This is a genomic window from Flavobacteriales bacterium, from assembly GCA_016699575.1.
GTDB lineage: Bacteria > Bacteroidota > Bacteroidia > Flavobacteriales_F > PHOS-HE28 > PHOS-HE28.
In genome coordinates, this window is record CP064979.1 from 1,682,684 (window position 1) to 1,699,574 (window position 16,891).

Genomic DNA, 16,891 nt, shown 5'->3' on the forward strand with positions numbered 1-16,891 from the left:
GCGATACAGCACTTCAATTACCACCCGGAGTACATCTGCAATCGGAGTGTAGTTGATATGCTGGCCATCGTACTTGATGGTCAACATCTTGTGGTTCGGTCCACCACCTATCACGCCTCCCGGGAGTCCTATGCTACTAATGAGGTGTATCAATTCCATCACTCCTCATATAAGCCGGATAGTTCACAAGCCTGGCTGAACCATCGTTTGTGGTTCCAAAAGGAACTCCACGTCGACCGCAAATGATTGAACTTGTGCCGGAAAATCCGATTGATCACCCGAATCGAATTGCAGAGTGGCATTGTCGGCGCTACTGTCAGTCGCCCAAATCGACCCAGCTTACCGATCTTCGATTTTACCCCAGCGTGATCATCGGCCCACACTTCAACACTGGTTTCGGACCGTCATCGCGACCGTTCATGCAATGGACAGGGTACACTCCTTGGACCCTCTACTAAATGGGCACCCGCTGGTGGACAGGACGTTCGCTCCTCGTCATTCTGGTCTCTTCCTGCTGTGGTTGCTATCCGTTCCGGATCAGCAACCACAGGCACTTTGTGCTGCACCAAATGCCCATCTCGCAGGGTTCCGGTATTTCCATGCCCCGCACCACTGGGCTCTACGTTTCCTCGAACGGTTCATCGGCATTGTTCTTTTATGCCGATGGCAAGGTGCTCTTCTACGACACTGAGTGGCTCCCGGGGTGGTTTTGGAAAAATCCCGATAGTAGCCTCTGGGCCATGGAAAATGCACCCCGGCGCTTTTATCGCGACTCTTGGGGAGTGTACTCCGTTCGGCACGATAGTCTGGAGCTGCAGAGTTTCGCGTTCAGCTGGCAGCGCTCTTTAGTACACCATGTCGTCGATCTTGGGGCCCAACAGTTCGGAGATACCGTCTTCCACATAGGCAGTATATACCAGCACGAATTCAACAGAGCAAGTCCATGGAACAGCACCTACCGTTACTACCCGTGTACTTTCCGCCCCGATAGCTCCAAAGCTTGGTTCTCTCGGCGCTCATGGTACCGCAATCACCTCCACCCAACCCGTAAGTGATCACGCATCTCCGTGAGACGGAGAAATCACCGCACCACCGTCACCCTGCCTGTGCGCAAATCCTCCTCGCCCGTCAAGCGCACCAAATACTGCCCACTGCCCACGTCACCCAGGTGTACGGAAGTCCCGCTCAACTGCTCGCTCAGCACAAGCCTGCCGTCGGCAGCAAAAAGCTCCAGCAGCCCGCCTCGCCAACCGCTTGGCAACACCACGTTCAACACATCGCTTACTGGGTTCGGGTATAGCTCTAGCGTTCCAAGCCCATTCCGCTCCTCTACCCCCACATTGCAGGCCCATAACTGCACGTTGTCAACTATGTAGATCGCCAACAAGCTGCCTAGCAAGGTGCTGTTGTCTGCAACGAACACGCTATCGATCTCATCCGCCTCTTGGAACGCACCGATCGTCAAGTTGTCCTCTCCACCGTTCGCTTCGAACTCCGCTTCCAGCAACGTCCAATTGGCCGTGTCCACGCCGCTGATGTCCCACGTTGCCGTCGCGTAAGTATCCCACGCTGTGTCCTGGTAGTTGCACACGTTCGGGAACCCGTAGCCTACCAACGCGTGAAAAGCACCCGTCATATAGCACGAGATATCCGCCATATTCACCCGCAACCACAAGCAATAGTGCTGCCCGGCCACCAGCGGGTCCGTTAGCTCCACTGTCGCGTACATCTGCGGGTTCCCGTCCGGGAATCCACCTTGCGAGTTCATACGAAGGGTCCACATCGAAATGTAACCATCGCCATCCGCAGCCTGCTGGTAACCTAAGCCGTTGTACGGCACACCCGGCTGATTTCCGATGGTGTTGTTGCACGCGTGCAGGTATCCGAATGGCAAACCACAGCTTACCTCATCCCAAGCAACAACCATATAGGTGTTCACGCCATTCTCACACTCCGTGTCGTACTCCTCAAAGCTCCCGTTAGGCACCAAGTTCTGCCCTTGCATCACTCCTGCCATCATCAGCAGGGCGGCCAAAAGCACATTCTTGTTCTTCATGGCAAAGTGGTCAAGGTGCCACCGAAAAGCTTGTCGTGTACTCCTCCTGCTCGCGGCGCAGCACCAGAGTGTAACGCCCTGCGCTCCAGCTGCTCACATCAATGCTCACCAGCATGCCCGCCACCCGTTCCGAATGAACACGGCGGCCTTGCAGGTCCAACACCTCCAATTGAGCATTGGCCATATCCGAAGTGCTGCTCAGTTGCACAGCATCGCTGGCCGGGTTCGGATAGAGCCGCAGTCCGAAATCCTCCGCCATCGCCGACTTTGTTTTCACTTCCTCCTCCTTCTCGATCTCGTTCGGATCCCCGCACCACCAATACCGCTTGATCCGGTTCCCGGCCGCATCATACTTGTACTTCACCCAGCAATGGCTCTGGGCAACCACTGTCATACCGGCCAAAAAAAGAATGGCGGTCATGGCATTTCGTACGGATGCAAGTCCACTGTTCTTCATGGTGTGTGAGCTTTGGCCTGCCCAAGTTAAGCACCACGAAGGACCGCGCCTTCTCCTTTCCCCCCAACGCCGAAGGGCCCGCTTCCGCGAGCCCTCCGACGCCTTGTTGCACTTGCCCCGGTCCATTCCCCGACACGTCGGGGGATGACCTATTCGATGACAAGCCTCTTCGATAGTGTTCTGTCGCCCACCATCACGGTGGCGATGTAGGTACCCTTCTCCTTGCCGCGCAGGTCCACGGTGCGCGCTTGGCCGCCATTGCCCATCACCACCTCGTTGTGCACCACACGCCCGGCGGCATCCGTGACGTACATCGTTCCGTTGCCGCCTTCCTCCGGGAGTTTGAACGCCAGTGTGAACAAGCCCTCGCTCGGGTTCGGGAGCACGCGCATTTCGTCGTTCTCTGGCGAGGTCGTCGCACTCTTCTCCACGCCGGTCACCTCCTCTTCATTCCCCGTAGCAGTGTGCACAGGCGTTGGTGTGGTGCGCGGCTTTGTCCTGTAACGGAAGACTTCGGCCTTGGCACTTCCTTGACCTCCGTCAGGCTGCACGATCACGCGGCAGAACACCGGCATCACCAGATCACCTTCCTCACCCGGCGCTTCAGCGGTCACCATGGGCTCGGTCGTGCGGTGCTCGGCCAACCAGGCCTTGGCCTCTTCGCCTGTCAGCGTGGTGGTGTTCGTGGAGCCGTTCTCCTCCGTCACGATGGTCACTGTCGCTGCGCCCTTGTCGTCCTCCCGGATGTCAATAGTGCGGGTGGTGCGGTGCTCAACGATCTGTTGGGCGGTGGCGCCTAGCACCGCCATGCAAGCCAATGGCAGCAAGATGTTTCGAACGGGTTTCATGGTGGAGCGGTGAGGGAACGGGGGCGAACGTACTGGACGTCCAAAGGCACCGTTGTTAAGCCCGCGCCAACTGCGGTTAATGAACGTTAAGTGGTCATTCGCCCCCTTGCACCGCTCTACTTTCGGCCACCACCGCGCATTTCAGGTGGTGCACCCGTGGAGAAACGCTGGATCGCCGCCCTGCTCATCGGCATCACCATCGCACTCGCGGGACTCTCGGTCATCCAAGTGCAGTGGATCCGCGGCGTCATCGAAGCCCGCGACACCCAGTTCGGTCAGAGCGTGGACAATGCCATGAACGCCGTGAGCGAGCGCCTCGAGCGGATCGATGCGCTGATGAGCATCCGCAAACACTCCGAAGGCGCCCGCATGCTGGCCGCGCTCGACAGTGCCCACCAAGCATCGCTCTCGGCGCAACAACAATCGGATGTGGTGATCGGCCTTGGCGGTGACGGCCTTCCGGCCACGGTGGAGCATGTCGGGGACCCACGCGAAGCACTTGTGGACGATGTGGTGCGCGGTCTGCTTTACGGCAACTCGCAGCGGCCGATCACCGAGCGTGTCGATGAACCGTTACTTGATTCACTCGTTCGTGAGGAGCTGCGCGCGCGCGGTATCCCCGAAGCAGCGGCCTTCGCCGTGGTGAACGATGAGAACGAGCTGGTGCTCATGCATGCGATCGCGGACACGGCAATGGCCGTTGAGTTGGCGCATTCGCCCCATCGTGTGCGCCTATTCCGCTTGGACCCGGCAGGAACCGCACACTGGCTGGTACTGTCCATTCCTGAACAGCGCTCGCACATCCTGAAGGGCATGGGCTGGCAGCTGGCCCTCAGCGGTCTGCTGGTGTTGATCATCGCCGGCATGTTCATCTTCACCATCGTCACCATTGTTCGGCAGCGGCGCATGAGCGAGATCAAGAACGACCTGGTGAACAACCTGACCCACGAACTGAAGACACCCATCGCCACGATCGCATTGGCGTGCGAAGCGCTCAGTGATCCGTCCATCACCAAGACAGAGGAGCGGACCAGGAAATTCACCACCATGATCCGCGACGAGAACAAGCGTTTGGGCGTACTGGTGGAAAGTGTGCTGCAGAGCGCTGTGCTCGATAGCGGCCGTATGCGCTTACGTCCGGTCGACCTCGACATGCACCAGGTGGTGACGGAGGTCGCGCGCAACACCAACATCCTGGCCGAACGCCGCAATGGGCGCATCGCCACTGAGCTGGGAGCGGAGCTGGCGCACGTCAAGGGCGATCGCATCCACCTGGCCAACGTGCTCTACAACCTGGTGGACAATGCTGTGAAATACTGCGAGAAGGAGCCGCGTATCACCATCGCCACCACCAGCGATGACAGTCACCTGAGCATCGTGGTGCGCGACAACGGCATCGGCATCCCGCGCAACGAACTCAAGCGCATCTTCGACCGCCTGTACCGCGTGCCTACCGGCAACCTGCACAATGTGAAAGGCTTCGGCCTCGGCCTCAGCTACGTGAAGTCCGTTGTGGAAGGTCACGGCGGCACCATTGCAGTGGAAAGCGAGCCCGGTCTTGGCAGCACCTTTACGATCACCCTACCGTTCGAACATGACAGCCGCACTGAAACTGCTGGTGGTTGAGGACGACCCCAACTTGGGCAACCTCGTCGCTGAATACCTGGAAGCCAAAGGCTACGGCGTTGAGCTGCAGCGCGACGGACAGCAAGGGTTCGAGGCCTACCGCCGCGGTGGGCACGATCTGTTGCTCCTCGATGTGATGATGCCCGTGAAGGACGGGCTCACGCTGGCCAAGGAGATCCGCAAAGAGAACCCGCAGGTGCCCATCATCTTCCTCACGGCGAAGAGCATGCGGCAGGACGCCATCAACGGCTTCCTCGTTGGTGCGGACGATTACATCCACAAGCCGTTCTCCATGGAGGAGCTGCAACTGCGCATCGGTGCGGTGCTTCGGCGCGTGCACGGCATCGCGGAGAAGGAAGAGGCCCCGAACAAGTACGAGATCGGCCTCTACCATTTCGACCTGCGCAAGCAACTGCTGACCTTGGACGAGCAGCAGCGCAAGCTCACCACCAAGGAAACCGAACTACTGCGCATGCTTTGCGTGCACCGTAACGGCCTTTTGGAACGCAGCGTGGCGTTGAAGGAGATCTGGGGCGACGACAGCTACTTCAACGGCCGAAGCATGGACGTGTACATTGCGAAACTGCGGAAGTACTTCAAGGACGACCCGGCCGTGGAGATCGTGAACGTGCACGGCAAAGGCTTCCGCCTCACCGACAAGAGCGAGTAGACTGCGTCCTGCTTCACAGCGCCCCCGCCCCTCTGCTTCAGAGGGACCCCGTCCGCCCACCATCCACCGGCAGGTTGATGCCGTTGATGTAGCTCGCGGCGGGTGATGCGAGGAACGCAATGGCGTTCGCGATCTCCTCCGGTTTGGCGAAGCGGCGCATCGGCACCTCACGCTTCATCTCTTCGGCAGCCTCATCCACGGACACCCCGCCCTTCTTCGCCTTGCCCTCGAGGATGGCCGCCAAGCGTTCGGTTTCCGTGGCGCCCGGCAGCACATTGTTCACGGTGATGTTGAAGGCTCCCAGCTCGTTGGCTAGGGTCTTGCTCCAATTGGCCACTGCACCACGGATCGTATTGCTCACCCCGAGCCCGTGCAGCGGGATCTTCACGCTGGTGCTGATCACATTGATGATGCGGCCATGACCGGCTGCCTTCATGCCCGGCACCAACGCCAAGGCCATCGCTTGGTAGGCCAGCAAATGCAGCCTGAAAGCCGACTCGAACGCTTCCAGCGGCGCCTGGTGCGCAAGACCTGGTGGTGGCCCCCCGGTGTTGTTGATGAGGATGTGCACAGGGCCGCTCTTCGCCGCATAGGCCATCGCCGCTGAGGAGAGAGCGGCAGTGTCCGACATGTCGGCGCAGACCACCTCATGGGTTTGCCCGGCTGAACGGTCAAGTGTCGCCACCGCTGCCGCCAGTTTCGACTTGTCGCGAGCGAGCAAGCACACCGTAGCTCCCAAGCGGGCAAGCTCCCGCGCCGCAGCCAAGCCGATCCCTTGCGTACTGCCACAAACCAAGGCGCGTTGCCCGTGCAATGAGAGGTCCATGCGGCCAAAGTAGGCGCGCTGTGCATCAACGACGATCGTTGGAAAAAGAGCGGGCACCGTCCACGGCCGTTCCACCGTCCTTGGCTACCCTTACCTCCGAAACGAAACCCTCCAATGAAAAGAACTCTCCTCGCGCTATCGTCGGTCATGGCCATTGGCCTATTGGCCAACGGGCAATCCGGGGCCGTGCGCTTTGCGCCCCTGCCTACAGACAATACCTTGAAGACGAGCCTGCCTTCCGTGAAATCGGACGGGAACGGCGCACCCCCGCAGTTCTTCGGCGGGCCGCCTGCCAACGACAATTGCGCGAACGCGATCTTGCTCACAGTGAACGGCAGTTGTGTGCCCACTGCTGGGACCACGGCCGGGGCCACGCAATCGCTGGCGGCCATCACGTGCAATACCTTCCTGGGTACGGCAGAAGATGACGTCTGGTACCGCTTCGTGGCCACAGCGAGCACGGCCACCATCCAGGTGGATGGCGACGGCACCTTCGATGCCGTTGTTGACCTGCGCAGCGGTGCTTGCAACGGCGCCAACATCGCGTGTGCTGACGCCACTGTGGGAGGCGAGGTCGAAGTGATCAATGCGACCGGGCTCACAGTGGGGGCCACATATCGCTTCCGGGTCTATGACTACGAAGGAACCGCGGACCCCACACCGACCTTCACAGTTTGCGTGTACAACACGCCGGCTGCACCGGCCAACGACGAATGCTCCGGTGCCCCGGTACAGAACCTCAGCGTCCCGGGAACGGCAACCTCGAACGGCAACAACGTGGGCGCAACGGACTCCGAAGGCATCGGTACGGCAACCGTGTGGGAAGCCTTCACCATCTCAACGTGTGCGAACGTCACAGCCGATTTCTGCGGATCGGTGGATTTCACCAACTTCTTCATCAGCCTTACGGATGCCTGCCCGTTCGTGAACGTGATCGACAGCAGCAGTACCGGCGGTTGCGGTGATGGCACCCTCTCCATCACTTGGGACAACCTGCCCGCTGGTACGTACTACTACCCCGTGTTGAGCGCGGTGGGTGCCGCCTGGGGGCCTTACACCGTTGAGTTCACCGCAACCTCTTGTGGTGGTGGCGGACCGGTGAACGATGAGTGCAGCGGAGCCACCGTGCAGAACCTCAGTGTTCCAGGGTCGGTGACGGTCAATGGCAACAACATCGGCGCAACGGATTCAGAAGGGGTCGGCACCGCTACTGTATGGGAAGCCTTCACCATCAGCCAGTGCGCAACGGTGACGGCCGACTTCTGCGGCTCAGTGGACTTCACCCAGTTCTTCATCAGCCTCACGGACGGTTGTCCGTTCGTGAGCGTTATCGACTCCACCAGTACGGGTGGCTGCGGTGATGGCACGCTCTCCATAACGTGGGCGAACCTGCCTGCCGGTACCTACTACTACCCCGTGCTGTCCGACCCGCTCACGGCCTGGGGCCCCTACACCATTGAGTTCTCGGCTGTCGCCTGCGGTGGCGGAGGACCGGTGAACGACGAATGCACGGGTGCTACCGTCCAGAACCTCAGTGTGCCCGGATCAGTGACGGTGAACGGCAACAACGTCGGTGCAACGGATTCGGAAGGGGTCGGCACGGCCACCGTGTGGGAAGCTTTCACCATTGGCCAATGCGCGACGGTAACGGCTGACTTCTGCGGATCGGTGGATTTCGCCAACTTCTTCATCAGCCTTACGGATGGCTGTCCGTTCGTGAGCGTGATCGACTCCACCAGTACCGGTGGCTGCGGAGATGGCACCCTCTCCATCACCTGGGCCGACCTGCCCGCCGGCACCTACTACTACCCCGTGCTTTCCGACCCGCTCACGGCTTGGGGTCCATACACCATCGAGTTCACGGCGGTCGCCTGCGGCGCAGTACCCGCGAACGACCAATGCGGCAACATCGTTGCACTGAACTTGGCAGTTCCCGGCAGCATCAACTTCTCCGGTGACAACACCGGCGCCACCACTACCAATGATTACGTACCCGGCAGCACCTGGGAAAACCCGCCGCCCGTGCCCGCCAGCGTGTGGCATGCGTTCACTACCCCCGGTTGCGCGGACATCACAGTGGAGCATTGCGGTACGAACCCCGCCTTCTCCAACGTCTGGATCATCCTGGCCACCAGCTGCCCGGCCGATGACGACATCATTGCGGCCACTTCATGGAACGACACGGACTGTGCGGACGGCAACTGGACCGTGTACTACGAGAACGTACCCGCTGGCACCTACTACTTGGCCGTGTTGACCGAGGCCGGTTCCGAAGGCCCTTACACCATTGATGTGAGCACCACGGCCTGTGCCGGTACGGGCACCTGCGACGGTGGCTTCGTGCTGAGCGGCAACAACAACTCCACCGAGGACGTGTGCGACGACGGCTTCGCTGACGTGATCACCTTCATCACGTCAAGCACGAGCACGGAGAACTTCTCCTACATCCTCACGGACGCCAACAACAATGTGATCAGCCTGTTGGGCAGCAACAGCTTCGATTTCGAGACCGCTGCTCAAGGCACGTATCACGTTTGGGGCGTGAGCTACAATGGCATCCTCACCAATGTGATCCCTGGCGCTCCCATCACCGGCGTTGGCAGCAACGGCACCTGCTTCGACCTCAGCACCAACTTCGTTACGGTGAACGTTGAGCTGTGCAGCAGCGTTAACGGGGCGAACAACAGTGCATGGAGCGTGTTCCCGAACCCCGGCAATGGCGACTTCACCGTTCGCAACGGCGGTGCCTCCGGTATGGTGGGCCTCGAACTGTTCGACCTCGGTGGCCGCAGCGTGTACATGAGCACGGTGCTTCTGAACGAGGGCCAAGCCCACACCATGGAGCTGGCCGGCCGCGTTGCCCAGGGCAGCTATACACTGCGCATCACCAGCGGCGGCGAACGCCATGATGTGCGGGTGGTGGTGAATTGACCTTGTCGACTTCCACAGCGCGAGGGCGGGCCGTTCGGTCCGCCCTCGCTCGTTTTGGAACCTTGGGGCGAAGCGGCCGTTTGAAGCGTTCAAATACCCGGACCATGCGCCTCCCCCTCATCCTCACAGCGCTTCTCACCACCGCACTTTGCTCCGCCCAGGACGAAACGATCACCACCCTTGTGACGGGCGGCAAGATCACCGATGGTGAGAAGAACCTCGAAGGCGTCACCGTGTACGCGCTGATCGACAACGTCCGCGTGGATTCCATGGTAACCAAGGCCAACGGAAAATTCGGCCTGATGCTCGCGCTCCAGAAAGAACACATGCTCGAGTTCCGCAAGGAGGGATTCGTGAGCAAGCGCGTGCTCATTGACCTCCGCATGAAAGCGCGTCCCAACGCGGAAGTAGTGCTCGCCCCCATCGACATGGACATCAGCCTTCTTGACGAGGCGTTCTATGAAGGCGCTGACACTGACGTGCTGGATTTCCCGAGTGCCATCGTCCGGTGGGACAAAGGCCTCAACGGGTTCGCCATGGACCACGAGTACACGATGGGCATGGCCCGCGCCAACGGCTCGGTGCTGCTGATGGCAGCGCGCACCGGCACCGGTAAGAAGAAGTAGATCAGATCAGCCCCATCGGCCACACGCCAAGGAGCAGCGCTCCGATAGCGCACACGGCGATGACGGCACCGTTGCCCACCCCGAGCTCGATACGTACAGGAGCCTCGTTCGCCGTGAACGTCTCGCGGATGATGCCGAGGTAGTAATAGATGCCGACAACGGCCATCACTGCGGCAAAGAGCGTCACCCACACGAAACCGCTCTGCACGGCCAGCACGAAGACCTGGTACTTGGCCATGAAGCCGGCGGTGGGAGGAATACCAGCCAACGACAGCAGCATGATGAGCGCTGCGGCACCCAGCAATGGATGCTGCTTGAACAGGCCGCGGAACACGCGGATGTGCTCGTCGCCGTTCGCAGCCCTCTTCGCCGCGGTGAAGAGCACGAACAAGCCCACGCTCGCAAGCGCATAGGTCAGGGTGTAGTAGAAGATGGCCTGGCCACTCGCGCCGTTGCGGCTCAGCACTGCGAGCAAGAGGAAGCCCGTGTGCGCCACGCTGCTGTAGGCCATCAACCGCTTGAAGTGGCTCTGGCGCAGCGCCACCACATTACCAACGAGCAGCGTGAGGCCCGTGATGACCCACAGCGTGCGCTCCACTTGGGGTGGCAGCGCAGTGATGTGCACACCGATCAGCCGGTAAACCGCCGCAAAGCCCGCGGTCTTCACCACAGTGCTCATGAACGCGGTGATCAGTGTAGGTGCGCCTTCGTACACATCGGGGCTCCAGAAATGGAACGGTACCGCAGCCACCTTGAAAGCAAGGCCCAGGGCAATGAAGAACAAGCCGATGAGGAACAATGCGGGAGCCTGCTCAACGTTCGCCGTGGCATAGGCACTGATCACGGACAGGTCGAAGCTGCCCGCCATGCCGTACACCAGCGCAATGCCCATGAGGAAGAACGCCGTGGCGAAAGAGCCGAGCAGGAAGTACTTGAAGCCGGCCTCGCTGCTCCGGTAGCTGCGCTTCTTGGCCCCGGCCAGGATGTACAGCGGAATGCTGAGCACCTCGATGCCCAGGAAGAGCATCAACAGGTCCTGGTAGCTGGTGAGCAGGAAGGCGCCCACAAGACTGAAGACCATTAGGGCATAATGCTCCGCCACGTTCTCCTCCGTGCGTTTGTAGTAGTCCGCGCCGAAAACGAACAGTAGTAACGTGATGCCAGCCATCGCAACGCAGAACTTCACGCTCAGCGGATCGAACAACATGGCGCCGCCCGCCCAAGCAGGCAAAGGCCGTTGATCGAAGAGCATGAGCGCAGCAGAACCGGCCACACCCAGGATCGCCACTGGCGCGAGCAAGACCTTGTTCTTGCCCAAACCGAGGTAAAGGAGCACAACGCCTAGAACGGAAAGGAGGATGATGGCGCTCATGGTCCGATCAGTGCAGTTGGGTGAGCAACTGTTGCACGGGAGCCGTCAACAGGTCGAGGACGGGTTGGGGGTAAACACCAAGGATGAAAGTGGCAGCGATCAGCGGCACCAGCACCCAGTGGTCGGTCTCATCGGCGTCGGCCACGTTCAGCTTGGAGGCCTCGCCGAGCATGCTGCGCTGGTAGGCGTACAGCATGTATACCGCACCGAGGATGATGGAGACAACGCCAATGAAGGTCCACCAGATCGACACATCGAGCAGACCGTTGAACATGAGCCACTCACCTACGAACCCTTGGGTAAGCGGAAGCGCCACTGCACCGATCATTACCAGCAGGAACAGCGCGGCCATACGCGGCATCTTCACCTTGAGGCCGCCCATCACATCCAGTTGCGTGGTGCCCACCCGCGTTTGAAGACCGCTTACGAGGTAAAGCAGCGCCACCACACCGATCGCGTGCGCAAGCGTCTGGTACAGCGCCCCTGTGATCCCAGTAGCGTTCAGCGTGAACAATGCCGCGCACATGAGACCCACGTGGCTGAGCGAGCTCCACGCCACCAAGCGCTTCAGGTCGTTCTGGCGGAAGGCAATCCATGCTGCATAGAGACAGCCCACCAGGCTCAACCCGATCACCACGTCCTGCCATTCGGCGGCACCGTGCGGCACGATGGGCAGCACCAAGCGCACAACTCCGTAGATGCCCATCTTCAGCATCACACCGCCAAGGATCATGGTGCCTTGGAAGGGCGCCATGGTGTAGGTGTCGGGTTGCCAGCTGTGCAACGGGAACATCGGCATCTTGATGGCGAAGCCCAGGAACAGCACCCAGAACAACCAGCGCTGCGCATCGGGGACGATCACCACTTCCTGCAGTGCGTTGAAGTCCGCGCTGGTCCCTGCGGGCAGTTGCAGGTAGCTGTACACCAGACCGAACAGCAACGTCAGGCCGCCGAGCACGGTGTAGATGAAGAACTTCATGGTGATGGCGCGGCGGCGTTCACCACCCCAACGCAGCAGCAGGAAGAACACGGGCACCAGCGACAGCTCGTAGAACACGTAGAACAGGAACGCGTTCTGCGCCAGGAACACCCCGAACAACGCGCTTTGCGTGAGCAGCATCAACCCGTTGGCGATCGCAGGCTCGCTCAACTGGTTCTTCCAACCGGCACCGATGATGAAGGGGAAAACGATGGCTGTGAGCAGCACCATCAGCAAGCTGATGCCGTCGTAGCCGAACACCATGCGCAGACCGATAGCGGGCGCCCAGTCGTGCTGGAAGGCGATGACGGGTCCGGCAGCACTGTCATAGGAAGCGCAGAGCGCCACTGCCATGCCCAGAGCGGCAACGGAAGTCAGGAGCGCGACCGCGCGTGCTTGCGCATGCGGGCGCGCCAACAGCAGCGCCAACCCCACCAGCAGCGGGAGCAGGATGATGGCAAGCGTCAGCATCATCATGCGTTCCAAAGGGTAAGGATGAGGAAGCCGATGACGCCCACCACCATGGCGAACAGGTAGAAGCTCACGTTGCCGCTCTGCGCCCGACGCACGAGTTTGCCGAAGCGCATGGTGCTGCTGCCAACGAGGTTCACCGCGCCATCTACGATGCGGCGCTCCATGATGGCATCGAGCTGTTTGCTCAGCCAGCCGTACGGTTTCTCGAAGAGCGCGGCATAGAGCTCATCCACGTACCACTTGTTGGCAAGCAGGCGCTGGAAGAAGGGTAGTTGATCGGCCTCTGCATCCAATGTGGTCTTCTTCACGAAACGGCCGTACGCGAACCAGATGACCAGCGCGATCAGGCCGACTGTGATCCCCATAAGCATCCACTCGGTTGAAGCACTCAGGTGCAGGTGTTCCGCACCAATGCCGTCCGCCGCCGTTTCCAAGTAATGCTTCATCGTCTCATGGCCGCCAACCAAATGCGGCAGGTTCAGCACGCCCCCGACCACGCTCAGCACAGCCAGCACGATCAGCGGCACGGTCATCACGGCAGGGCTCTCGTGCGGATGCGCCTTTCCACGGTAGGTGCCGAAGAAGGTCAGGAACAACAGCCGGAACATGTAGAAGCATGTGAGCAGGCTCACGAGCAACGTGGCCGCGTACAGGATCGGATGCTCCTGGTAAGCCGCCATGAGGATGGCGTCCTTGCTGAAGAAGCCGCTGAACAACGGGATGCCCGCGATGGCCAGCGTGCCCATGAGGAAGGTGAAGTAGGTCACCTTGGTTACGCCCTTGAGGCCGCCCATCTTGCGGATGTCCTGCTCGCCGTGCAACGCATGGATGACGCTGCCCGCGCCCAGGAACAGCAGCGCCTTGAAGAAGGCGTGCGTGGTAACGTGGAACATGGCCGCACTGAACGCGCCAACACCGAGCGCAACGAACATCAGACCAAGCTGGCTTACCGTGGAGTAGGCCAGCACCTTCTTGATGTCGTTCTGGAACACACCGATGGTGGCAGTGACCAAGGCGGTAACGAGGCCCACCACCATCACCACGTCCATGGTGAGCGGGGCCAGCACGAAGAGCGCGCTGCTGCGCACCAGCAGGAAGATGCCCGCCGTGACCATGGTAGCAGCGTGGATGAGCGCGCTCACCGGTGTGGGACCGGCCATGGCATCGGGCAGCCAGGTGAAAAGGGGGAGCTGCGCGCTCTTGCCGCAGGCGCCCACGAAGAGCAGCAGCGTAACGGTGGTGATCCAAGGCCCGCCTGTGCTGATGGTGCTGGACTTGTCGAGCACCGCGCCGTAATCCAAGCTGCCGAATTGGTACAGGATCATCGCCAAAGCGATCAGGAAGCCCAGATCGCCGATGCGGTTCATGATGAAGGCCTTGCGGGCTGCGTAGTTGTATGCCGGTACGGTGTACCAGAAGCCGATGAGCAAGTAGCTGCACAGGCCTACGCCCTCCCAACCAATGAAGGTGACGAGGAAATTGCCGCCCATCACCAGCATCAGCATGGCGAAGCTGAAGAGGTTCAGCAGGGCGAAAAAGGTGTTCACCCGCTTGTCGTCGTGCATGTAGCCGACGGAGTACAAGTGGATCAGTGAACCGATGCCCGTGACGATCAGCATCATCACCAGGCTGAGCGCGTCGATGCGCAGGTCCATGGCCACCTGCATGGCGGGCAGGTCGATCCAGTTGAAGAGGTGCACGGTGGCGTGGGCCTGCTCCCCGGGCTTGTGCGCGATGAACGTGAGCAGCGACACCACGAAGGCGATGGATGTCATCGCCGTGGCGAGATATCCCGCCGTATTGCCCTTCAGCTTGTTGCGCAGCGCAGCAATGACCAGCGCGCCCACGAGCGGTAGCGCAGGCACGAGCCAGGTGAGTTGGGCAAGTTGCTGGAAGTCCATCACCCGCGCATCCGGTTCAACTGGTTGATATCGATGCTGTCCACGTTGCGCTTCATCATCACCAGGATGGCCAGGCCCACGGTGACTTCCGCTGCGGCCACGAGCATGATGAAGAACACGAACACCTGCCCACCGGCATCGCCGTGGTGGGCGCTGAAGGCGGTGAGCAACAGGTTCACACTGTTGAACATCAGCTCAAGGCACATGAGCACGATGATGGTGTTGCGACGGAACAGCGCGCCGGCCAGCCCGATGCTGAACAGCACGAAGCTCAGGAACACATAGCGGTCCAGCGGCACGGAGTTGATGGCGGTGACGATCTCGTTCATGCCGCACCGGGTAGTTTCCCCTCCCCACCGGGGAAGGGCAGGGATGGGGTGCTTTTCTTCCCCAACATCACCGCGCCAACCATCGCGCTCAGGAAGAGCACGCTGCTGATCTCGAAGGGCAGCAGGAATTCTGTGAACAACGAGGTGCCCACGCTTTTCACCAGGCCCACGCCGCCGTCATATGCCTCCTTGGGCGCGATGCCGATGCCGTTCTTGATGGCACCCAACAGGGTGATGAGGAAGAGCCCCCCGGCCAGCACGGCGGCCAACCGCGTGATCAACTTCTTCTGCGGCTCCACGCTCTTGTTGAGGTTGAGCAGCATGATGACAAAGAGGAAGAGCACCATGATGGCGCCCGTGTAAACGATGATGTGCACCACCGCCAGGAACTGCGCATTGAGCAGGATGTAGTGCCCAGCGAAACTGAGGAAGCAGACGATGAGCGCGATGACGCTGTTGATCGGGCTCTTTGCGGCCACCACCAGCAATGCGCTGATGACCGATACGGCGGCGAAGAGGTAGAACAGGTACTCCATCCGGTGCGCTCAGGGGATGCCTTTCGGAACGGTGGCGAATGTAGCAGGGGAGGTTGAAGGGGAAAGCCCAGCGCCGAACATCAGAACGGCACCAGACGGGCCGAGATCCAATCCTTGATCCCGCTAACGTCCAGTGCCCACAATGCTATCGCATGAACGAGGTCATATTCTTCGTCGTCCGAGCCCCGGAAATCAAGGCTCTGCGTGTTCAACATCAGTCGACCCAGCGCGTAGCCCGTGCGCTTATTGCCGTCCATGAAAGGATGGTTCTTGATGATGCTCTCCATGATCGCAGCAGCCTTATCGACCGGTCCCGGGTAGAGATCAGCACCCCCGAACGTCATGAAGGGCCTGTTCAGCGCAGCCTCCAATCCTCCTTGGTCGCGAAGACCGGACGTACCACCACTTGCTTTAAGAAGTTGGTCGTGGATCGAAACCGCCTCGTCGAGCCCGATCATGCCAAGCGCAGCAGAAGTTCCTTCTTCTCGGTCAAGATCCGTTGAAGCCCGATTATCCTCCGTTGCTCTTCCGGTGTCTTCTTCTTGAACTCTTTCAGGAAGGCATACACCTCGTCCAAGATGGCTTCCGGAACATCGCTCAGTTCCTTGTTGATGGCCTCTTTCTTCTCGATGTAGGTCATGGTGCTACAAATGTAGCCCTGCCCTCACCGGTTGTGCGCGTACTGCTTCTGCTGCTTGAACTTGGCCACTTCGGGGGTCTGGCGCTTGCTCACGTCAACGCGCAGCGCGGGATCCAGCGGCTCCACCAGCCACTCCTTGCCGTACACGAAGGGCTTGCGGGTGAAGTCGGTGGGCACCAAACGGTCGGTGAGGAAGATGGCCTCCTTGGGGCAGGCCTCCTCGCAGTCGCCGCAGAAGATGCAGCGCAGCATGTTGATCTCGTAGATGGCGGCGTACTTCTCCTCGCGGTACAGCTTCTCCTCGCCCTTTTTGCGCTCGCCGCTCACCATGGTGATGGCTTCTGCCGGACAAGCCACGGCGCACAGGCCACACGCCGTACAGCGCTCGCGCCCTTGTTCATCGCGCTTCAGCACGTGCAGGCCGCGGTAAATGGCGCTGCGGGGCCGCTCCTCGTCGGGGTATTTCACCGTGGCGCGCTTCACGAAGAAGAAGTGCTTGAGGGTGATGAGCATGCCCTTGACGATAGCGGGCAGGTAGATGCGTTCCATGAACGTCATCTTCTTGTTGCTCACCTGGCGGCTGCGCTGCGTGAGGGGCTGTAGTGCGGTGGCCATCGGTG

16 protein-coding genes are annotated in these 16,891 nt (G+C 60.4%); 4 read left to right on the forward strand and 12 right to left on the reverse strand.

Going from position 1 to position 16,891, the window contains the following annotated elements; all coding sequences use genetic code 11:
- Window positions 1-1,081: 1,081 nt before the first annotated feature.
- The 3 genes from IPJ76_06895 to IPJ76_06905 all read right to left on the reverse strand — a co-directional run bounded on the left by IPJ76_06895 (window position 1,082) and on the right by IPJ76_06905 (window position 3,361).
- A complete protein-coding gene (locus IPJ76_06895; GenBank protein ID QQR87945.1) occupies window positions 1,082-2,056 on the reverse strand; it encodes a T9SS type A sorting domain-containing protein in 975 nt (324 codons plus the stop codon).
- 10 nt (window positions 2,057-2,066) lie between these two features.
- Window positions 2,067-2,477, reverse strand: a complete 411-nt coding sequence (locus IPJ76_06900; protein ID QQR87946.1) for a T9SS type A sorting domain-containing protein — start codon at window positions 2,475-2,477, stop codon at window positions 2,067-2,069.
- A 185-nt stretch (window positions 2,478-2,662) separates the two neighbouring features.
- Window positions 2,663-3,361 carry a T9SS type A sorting domain-containing protein gene (locus IPJ76_06905; GenBank protein ID QQR87947.1) on the reverse strand — a complete coding sequence of 233 codons (699 nt, stop codon included), beginning with the start codon at window positions 3,359-3,361 and terminating at the stop codon, window positions 2,663-2,665.
- 90 nt (window positions 3,362-3,451) lie between these two features.
- Here IPJ76_06905 and IPJ76_06910 point away from each other — a divergent pair, with 90 nt between their 5' ends.
- Window positions 3,452-4,987, forward strand: a complete 1,536-nt coding sequence (locus IPJ76_06910) for a HAMP domain-containing histidine kinase (protein ID QQR87948.1) — start codon at window positions 3,452-3,454, stop codon at window positions 4,985-4,987.
- Entirely contained in the window at window positions 4,956-5,657 is a 702-nt protein-coding gene (locus tag IPJ76_06915) for a response regulator transcription factor (GenBank protein QQR87949.1), read from the forward strand. The genes IPJ76_06910 and IPJ76_06915 overlap by 32 nt, the downstream gene beginning before the upstream one ends.
- A 37-nt stretch (window positions 5,658-5,694) precedes the next feature.
- On the opposite strand, the gene IPJ76_06920 is transcribed toward IPJ76_06915, so the two are convergent.
- Window positions 5,695-6,483, reverse strand: coding sequence for an SDR family oxidoreductase (locus tag IPJ76_06920; GenBank protein ID QQR87950.1), 789 nt, complete (start codon window positions 6,481-6,483; stop codon window positions 5,695-5,697).
- Between the two features lie 114 nt (window positions 6,484-6,597).
- Here IPJ76_06920 and IPJ76_06925 point away from each other — a divergent pair, with 114 nt between their 5' ends.
- Window positions 6,598-9,414, forward strand: coding sequence for a T9SS type A sorting domain-containing protein (locus IPJ76_06925; protein QQR87951.1), 2,817 nt, complete (start codon window positions 6,598-6,600; stop codon window positions 9,412-9,414).
- Between the two features lie 104 nt (window positions 9,415-9,518).
- Window positions 9,519-10,040: a hypothetical protein gene (locus IPJ76_06930; protein QQR87952.1), complete on the forward strand. Its 522-nt coding sequence runs from the start codon at window positions 9,519-9,521 to the stop codon at window positions 10,038-10,040.
- A 1-nt stretch (window position 10,041) separates the two neighbouring features.
- Here IPJ76_06930 and IPJ76_06935 read toward each other — a convergent pair whose 3' ends face one another.
- The 8 genes from IPJ76_06935 to IPJ76_06970 form a co-directional block, all read right to left on the reverse strand.
- On the reverse strand, window positions 10,042-11,412 hold the full coding sequence (locus IPJ76_06935) for an NADH-quinone oxidoreductase subunit N (GenBank protein QQR87953.1): 1,371 nt from the start codon (window positions 11,410-11,412) through the stop codon (window positions 10,042-10,044).
- A gap of 7 nt (window positions 11,413-11,419) precedes the next feature.
- The gene (locus IPJ76_06940) at window positions 11,420-12,868 is read right to left on the reverse strand and encodes an NADH-quinone oxidoreductase subunit M (GenBank protein ID QQR87954.1); all 1,449 of its coding nucleotides are present in this window, start codon (window positions 12,866-12,868) and stop codon (window positions 11,420-11,422) included.
- Entirely contained in the window at window positions 12,865-14,766 is a 1,902-nt protein-coding gene (gene nuoL / locus IPJ76_06945) for an NADH-quinone oxidoreductase subunit L (GenBank protein ID QQR87955.1), read from the reverse strand. The genes IPJ76_06940 and nuoL overlap by 4 nt, the downstream gene beginning before the upstream one ends.
- A complete protein-coding gene (gene nuoK / locus IPJ76_06950; GenBank protein QQR87956.1) occupies window positions 14,766-15,095 on the reverse strand; it encodes an NADH-quinone oxidoreductase subunit NuoK in 330 nt (109 codons plus the stop codon). Before nuoK ends, nuoL begins: the two co-directional genes overlap by 1 nt.
- Window positions 15,092-15,631: an NADH-quinone oxidoreductase subunit J gene (locus IPJ76_06955; protein QQR87957.1), complete on the reverse strand. Its 540-nt coding sequence runs from the start codon at window positions 15,629-15,631 to the stop codon at window positions 15,092-15,094. Before IPJ76_06955 ends, nuoK begins: the two co-directional genes overlap by 4 nt.
- An 80-nt stretch (window positions 15,632-15,711) precedes the next feature.
- Window positions 15,712-16,089 (reverse strand): type II toxin-antitoxin system death-on-curing family toxin, encoded by a 378-nt coding sequence (locus tag IPJ76_06960; GenBank protein ID QQR87958.1) that lies wholly within the window; start codon window positions 16,087-16,089, stop codon window positions 15,712-15,714.
- Complete coding sequence (locus IPJ76_06965) at window positions 16,086-16,271, reverse strand: hypothetical protein (protein QQR87959.1); 186 nt, start codon at window positions 16,269-16,271, stop codon at window positions 16,086-16,088. Before IPJ76_06965 ends, IPJ76_06960 begins: the two co-directional genes overlap by 4 nt.
- A gap of 24 nt (window positions 16,272-16,295) precedes the next feature.
- Complete coding sequence (locus tag IPJ76_06970) at window positions 16,296-16,886, reverse strand: NADH-quinone oxidoreductase subunit I (protein QQR87960.1); 591 nt, start codon at window positions 16,884-16,886, stop codon at window positions 16,296-16,298.
- Window positions 16,887-16,891 lie beyond the last annotated feature (5 nt).

Bases quoted from the DNA above. Each gene is read 5' to 3' on its own strand.
- IPJ76_06970 (QQR87960.1), bottom strand. From the start codon at position 16,886: ATGGCCACCGCACTACAGCCCCTCACGCAGCGCAGCCGCCAGGTGAGC.
- IPJ76_06915 (QQR87949.1), top strand. From the start codon at position 4,956: ATGACAGCCGCACTGAAACTGCTGGTGGTTGAGGACGACCCCAACTTG.
- IPJ76_06955 (QQR87957.1), bottom strand. From the start codon at position 15,631: ATGGAGTACCTGTTCTACCTCTTCGCCGCCGTATCGGTCATCAGCGCA.
- IPJ76_06960 (QQR87958.1), bottom strand. From the start codon at position 16,089: ATGATCGGGCTCGACGAGGCGGTTTCGATCCACGACCAACTTCTTAAA.
- nuoL (QQR87955.1), bottom strand. From the start codon at position 14,766: ATGGACTTCCAGCAACTTGCCCAACTCACCTGGCTCGTGCCTGCGCTA.
- nuoK (QQR87956.1), bottom strand. From the start codon at position 15,095: ATGAACGAGATCGTCACCGCCATCAACTCCGTGCCGCTGGACCGCTAT.
- IPJ76_06895 (QQR87945.1), bottom strand. From the start codon at position 2,056: ATGAAGAACAAGAATGTGCTTTTGGCCGCCCTGCTGATGATGGCAGGA.
- IPJ76_06935 (QQR87953.1), bottom strand. From the start codon at position 11,412: ATGAGCGCCATCATCCTCCTTTCCGTTCTAGGCGTTGTGCTCCTTTAC.
- IPJ76_06925 (QQR87951.1), top strand. From the start codon at position 6,598: ATGAAAAGAACTCTCCTCGCGCTATCGTCGGTCATGGCCATTGGCCTA.
- IPJ76_06920 (QQR87950.1), bottom strand. From the start codon at position 6,483: ATGGACCTCTCATTGCACGGGCAACGCGCCTTGGTTTGTGGCAGTACG.
- IPJ76_06930 (QQR87952.1), top strand. From the start codon at position 9,519: ATGCGCCTCCCCCTCATCCTCACAGCGCTTCTCACCACCGCACTTTGC.
- IPJ76_06905 (QQR87947.1), bottom strand. From the start codon at position 3,361: ATGAAACCCGTTCGAAACATCTTGCTGCCATTGGCTTGCATGGCGGTG.
- IPJ76_06940 (QQR87954.1), bottom strand. From the start codon at position 12,868: ATGATGATGCTGACGCTTGCCATCATCCTGCTCCCGCTGCTGGTGGGG.
- IPJ76_06900 (QQR87946.1), bottom strand. From the start codon at position 2,477: ATGACCGCCATTCTTTTTTTGGCCGGTATGACAGTGGTTGCCCAGAGC.
- IPJ76_06965 (QQR87959.1), bottom strand. From the start codon at position 16,271: ATGACCTACATCGAGAAGAAAGAGGCCATCAACAAGGAACTGAGCGAT.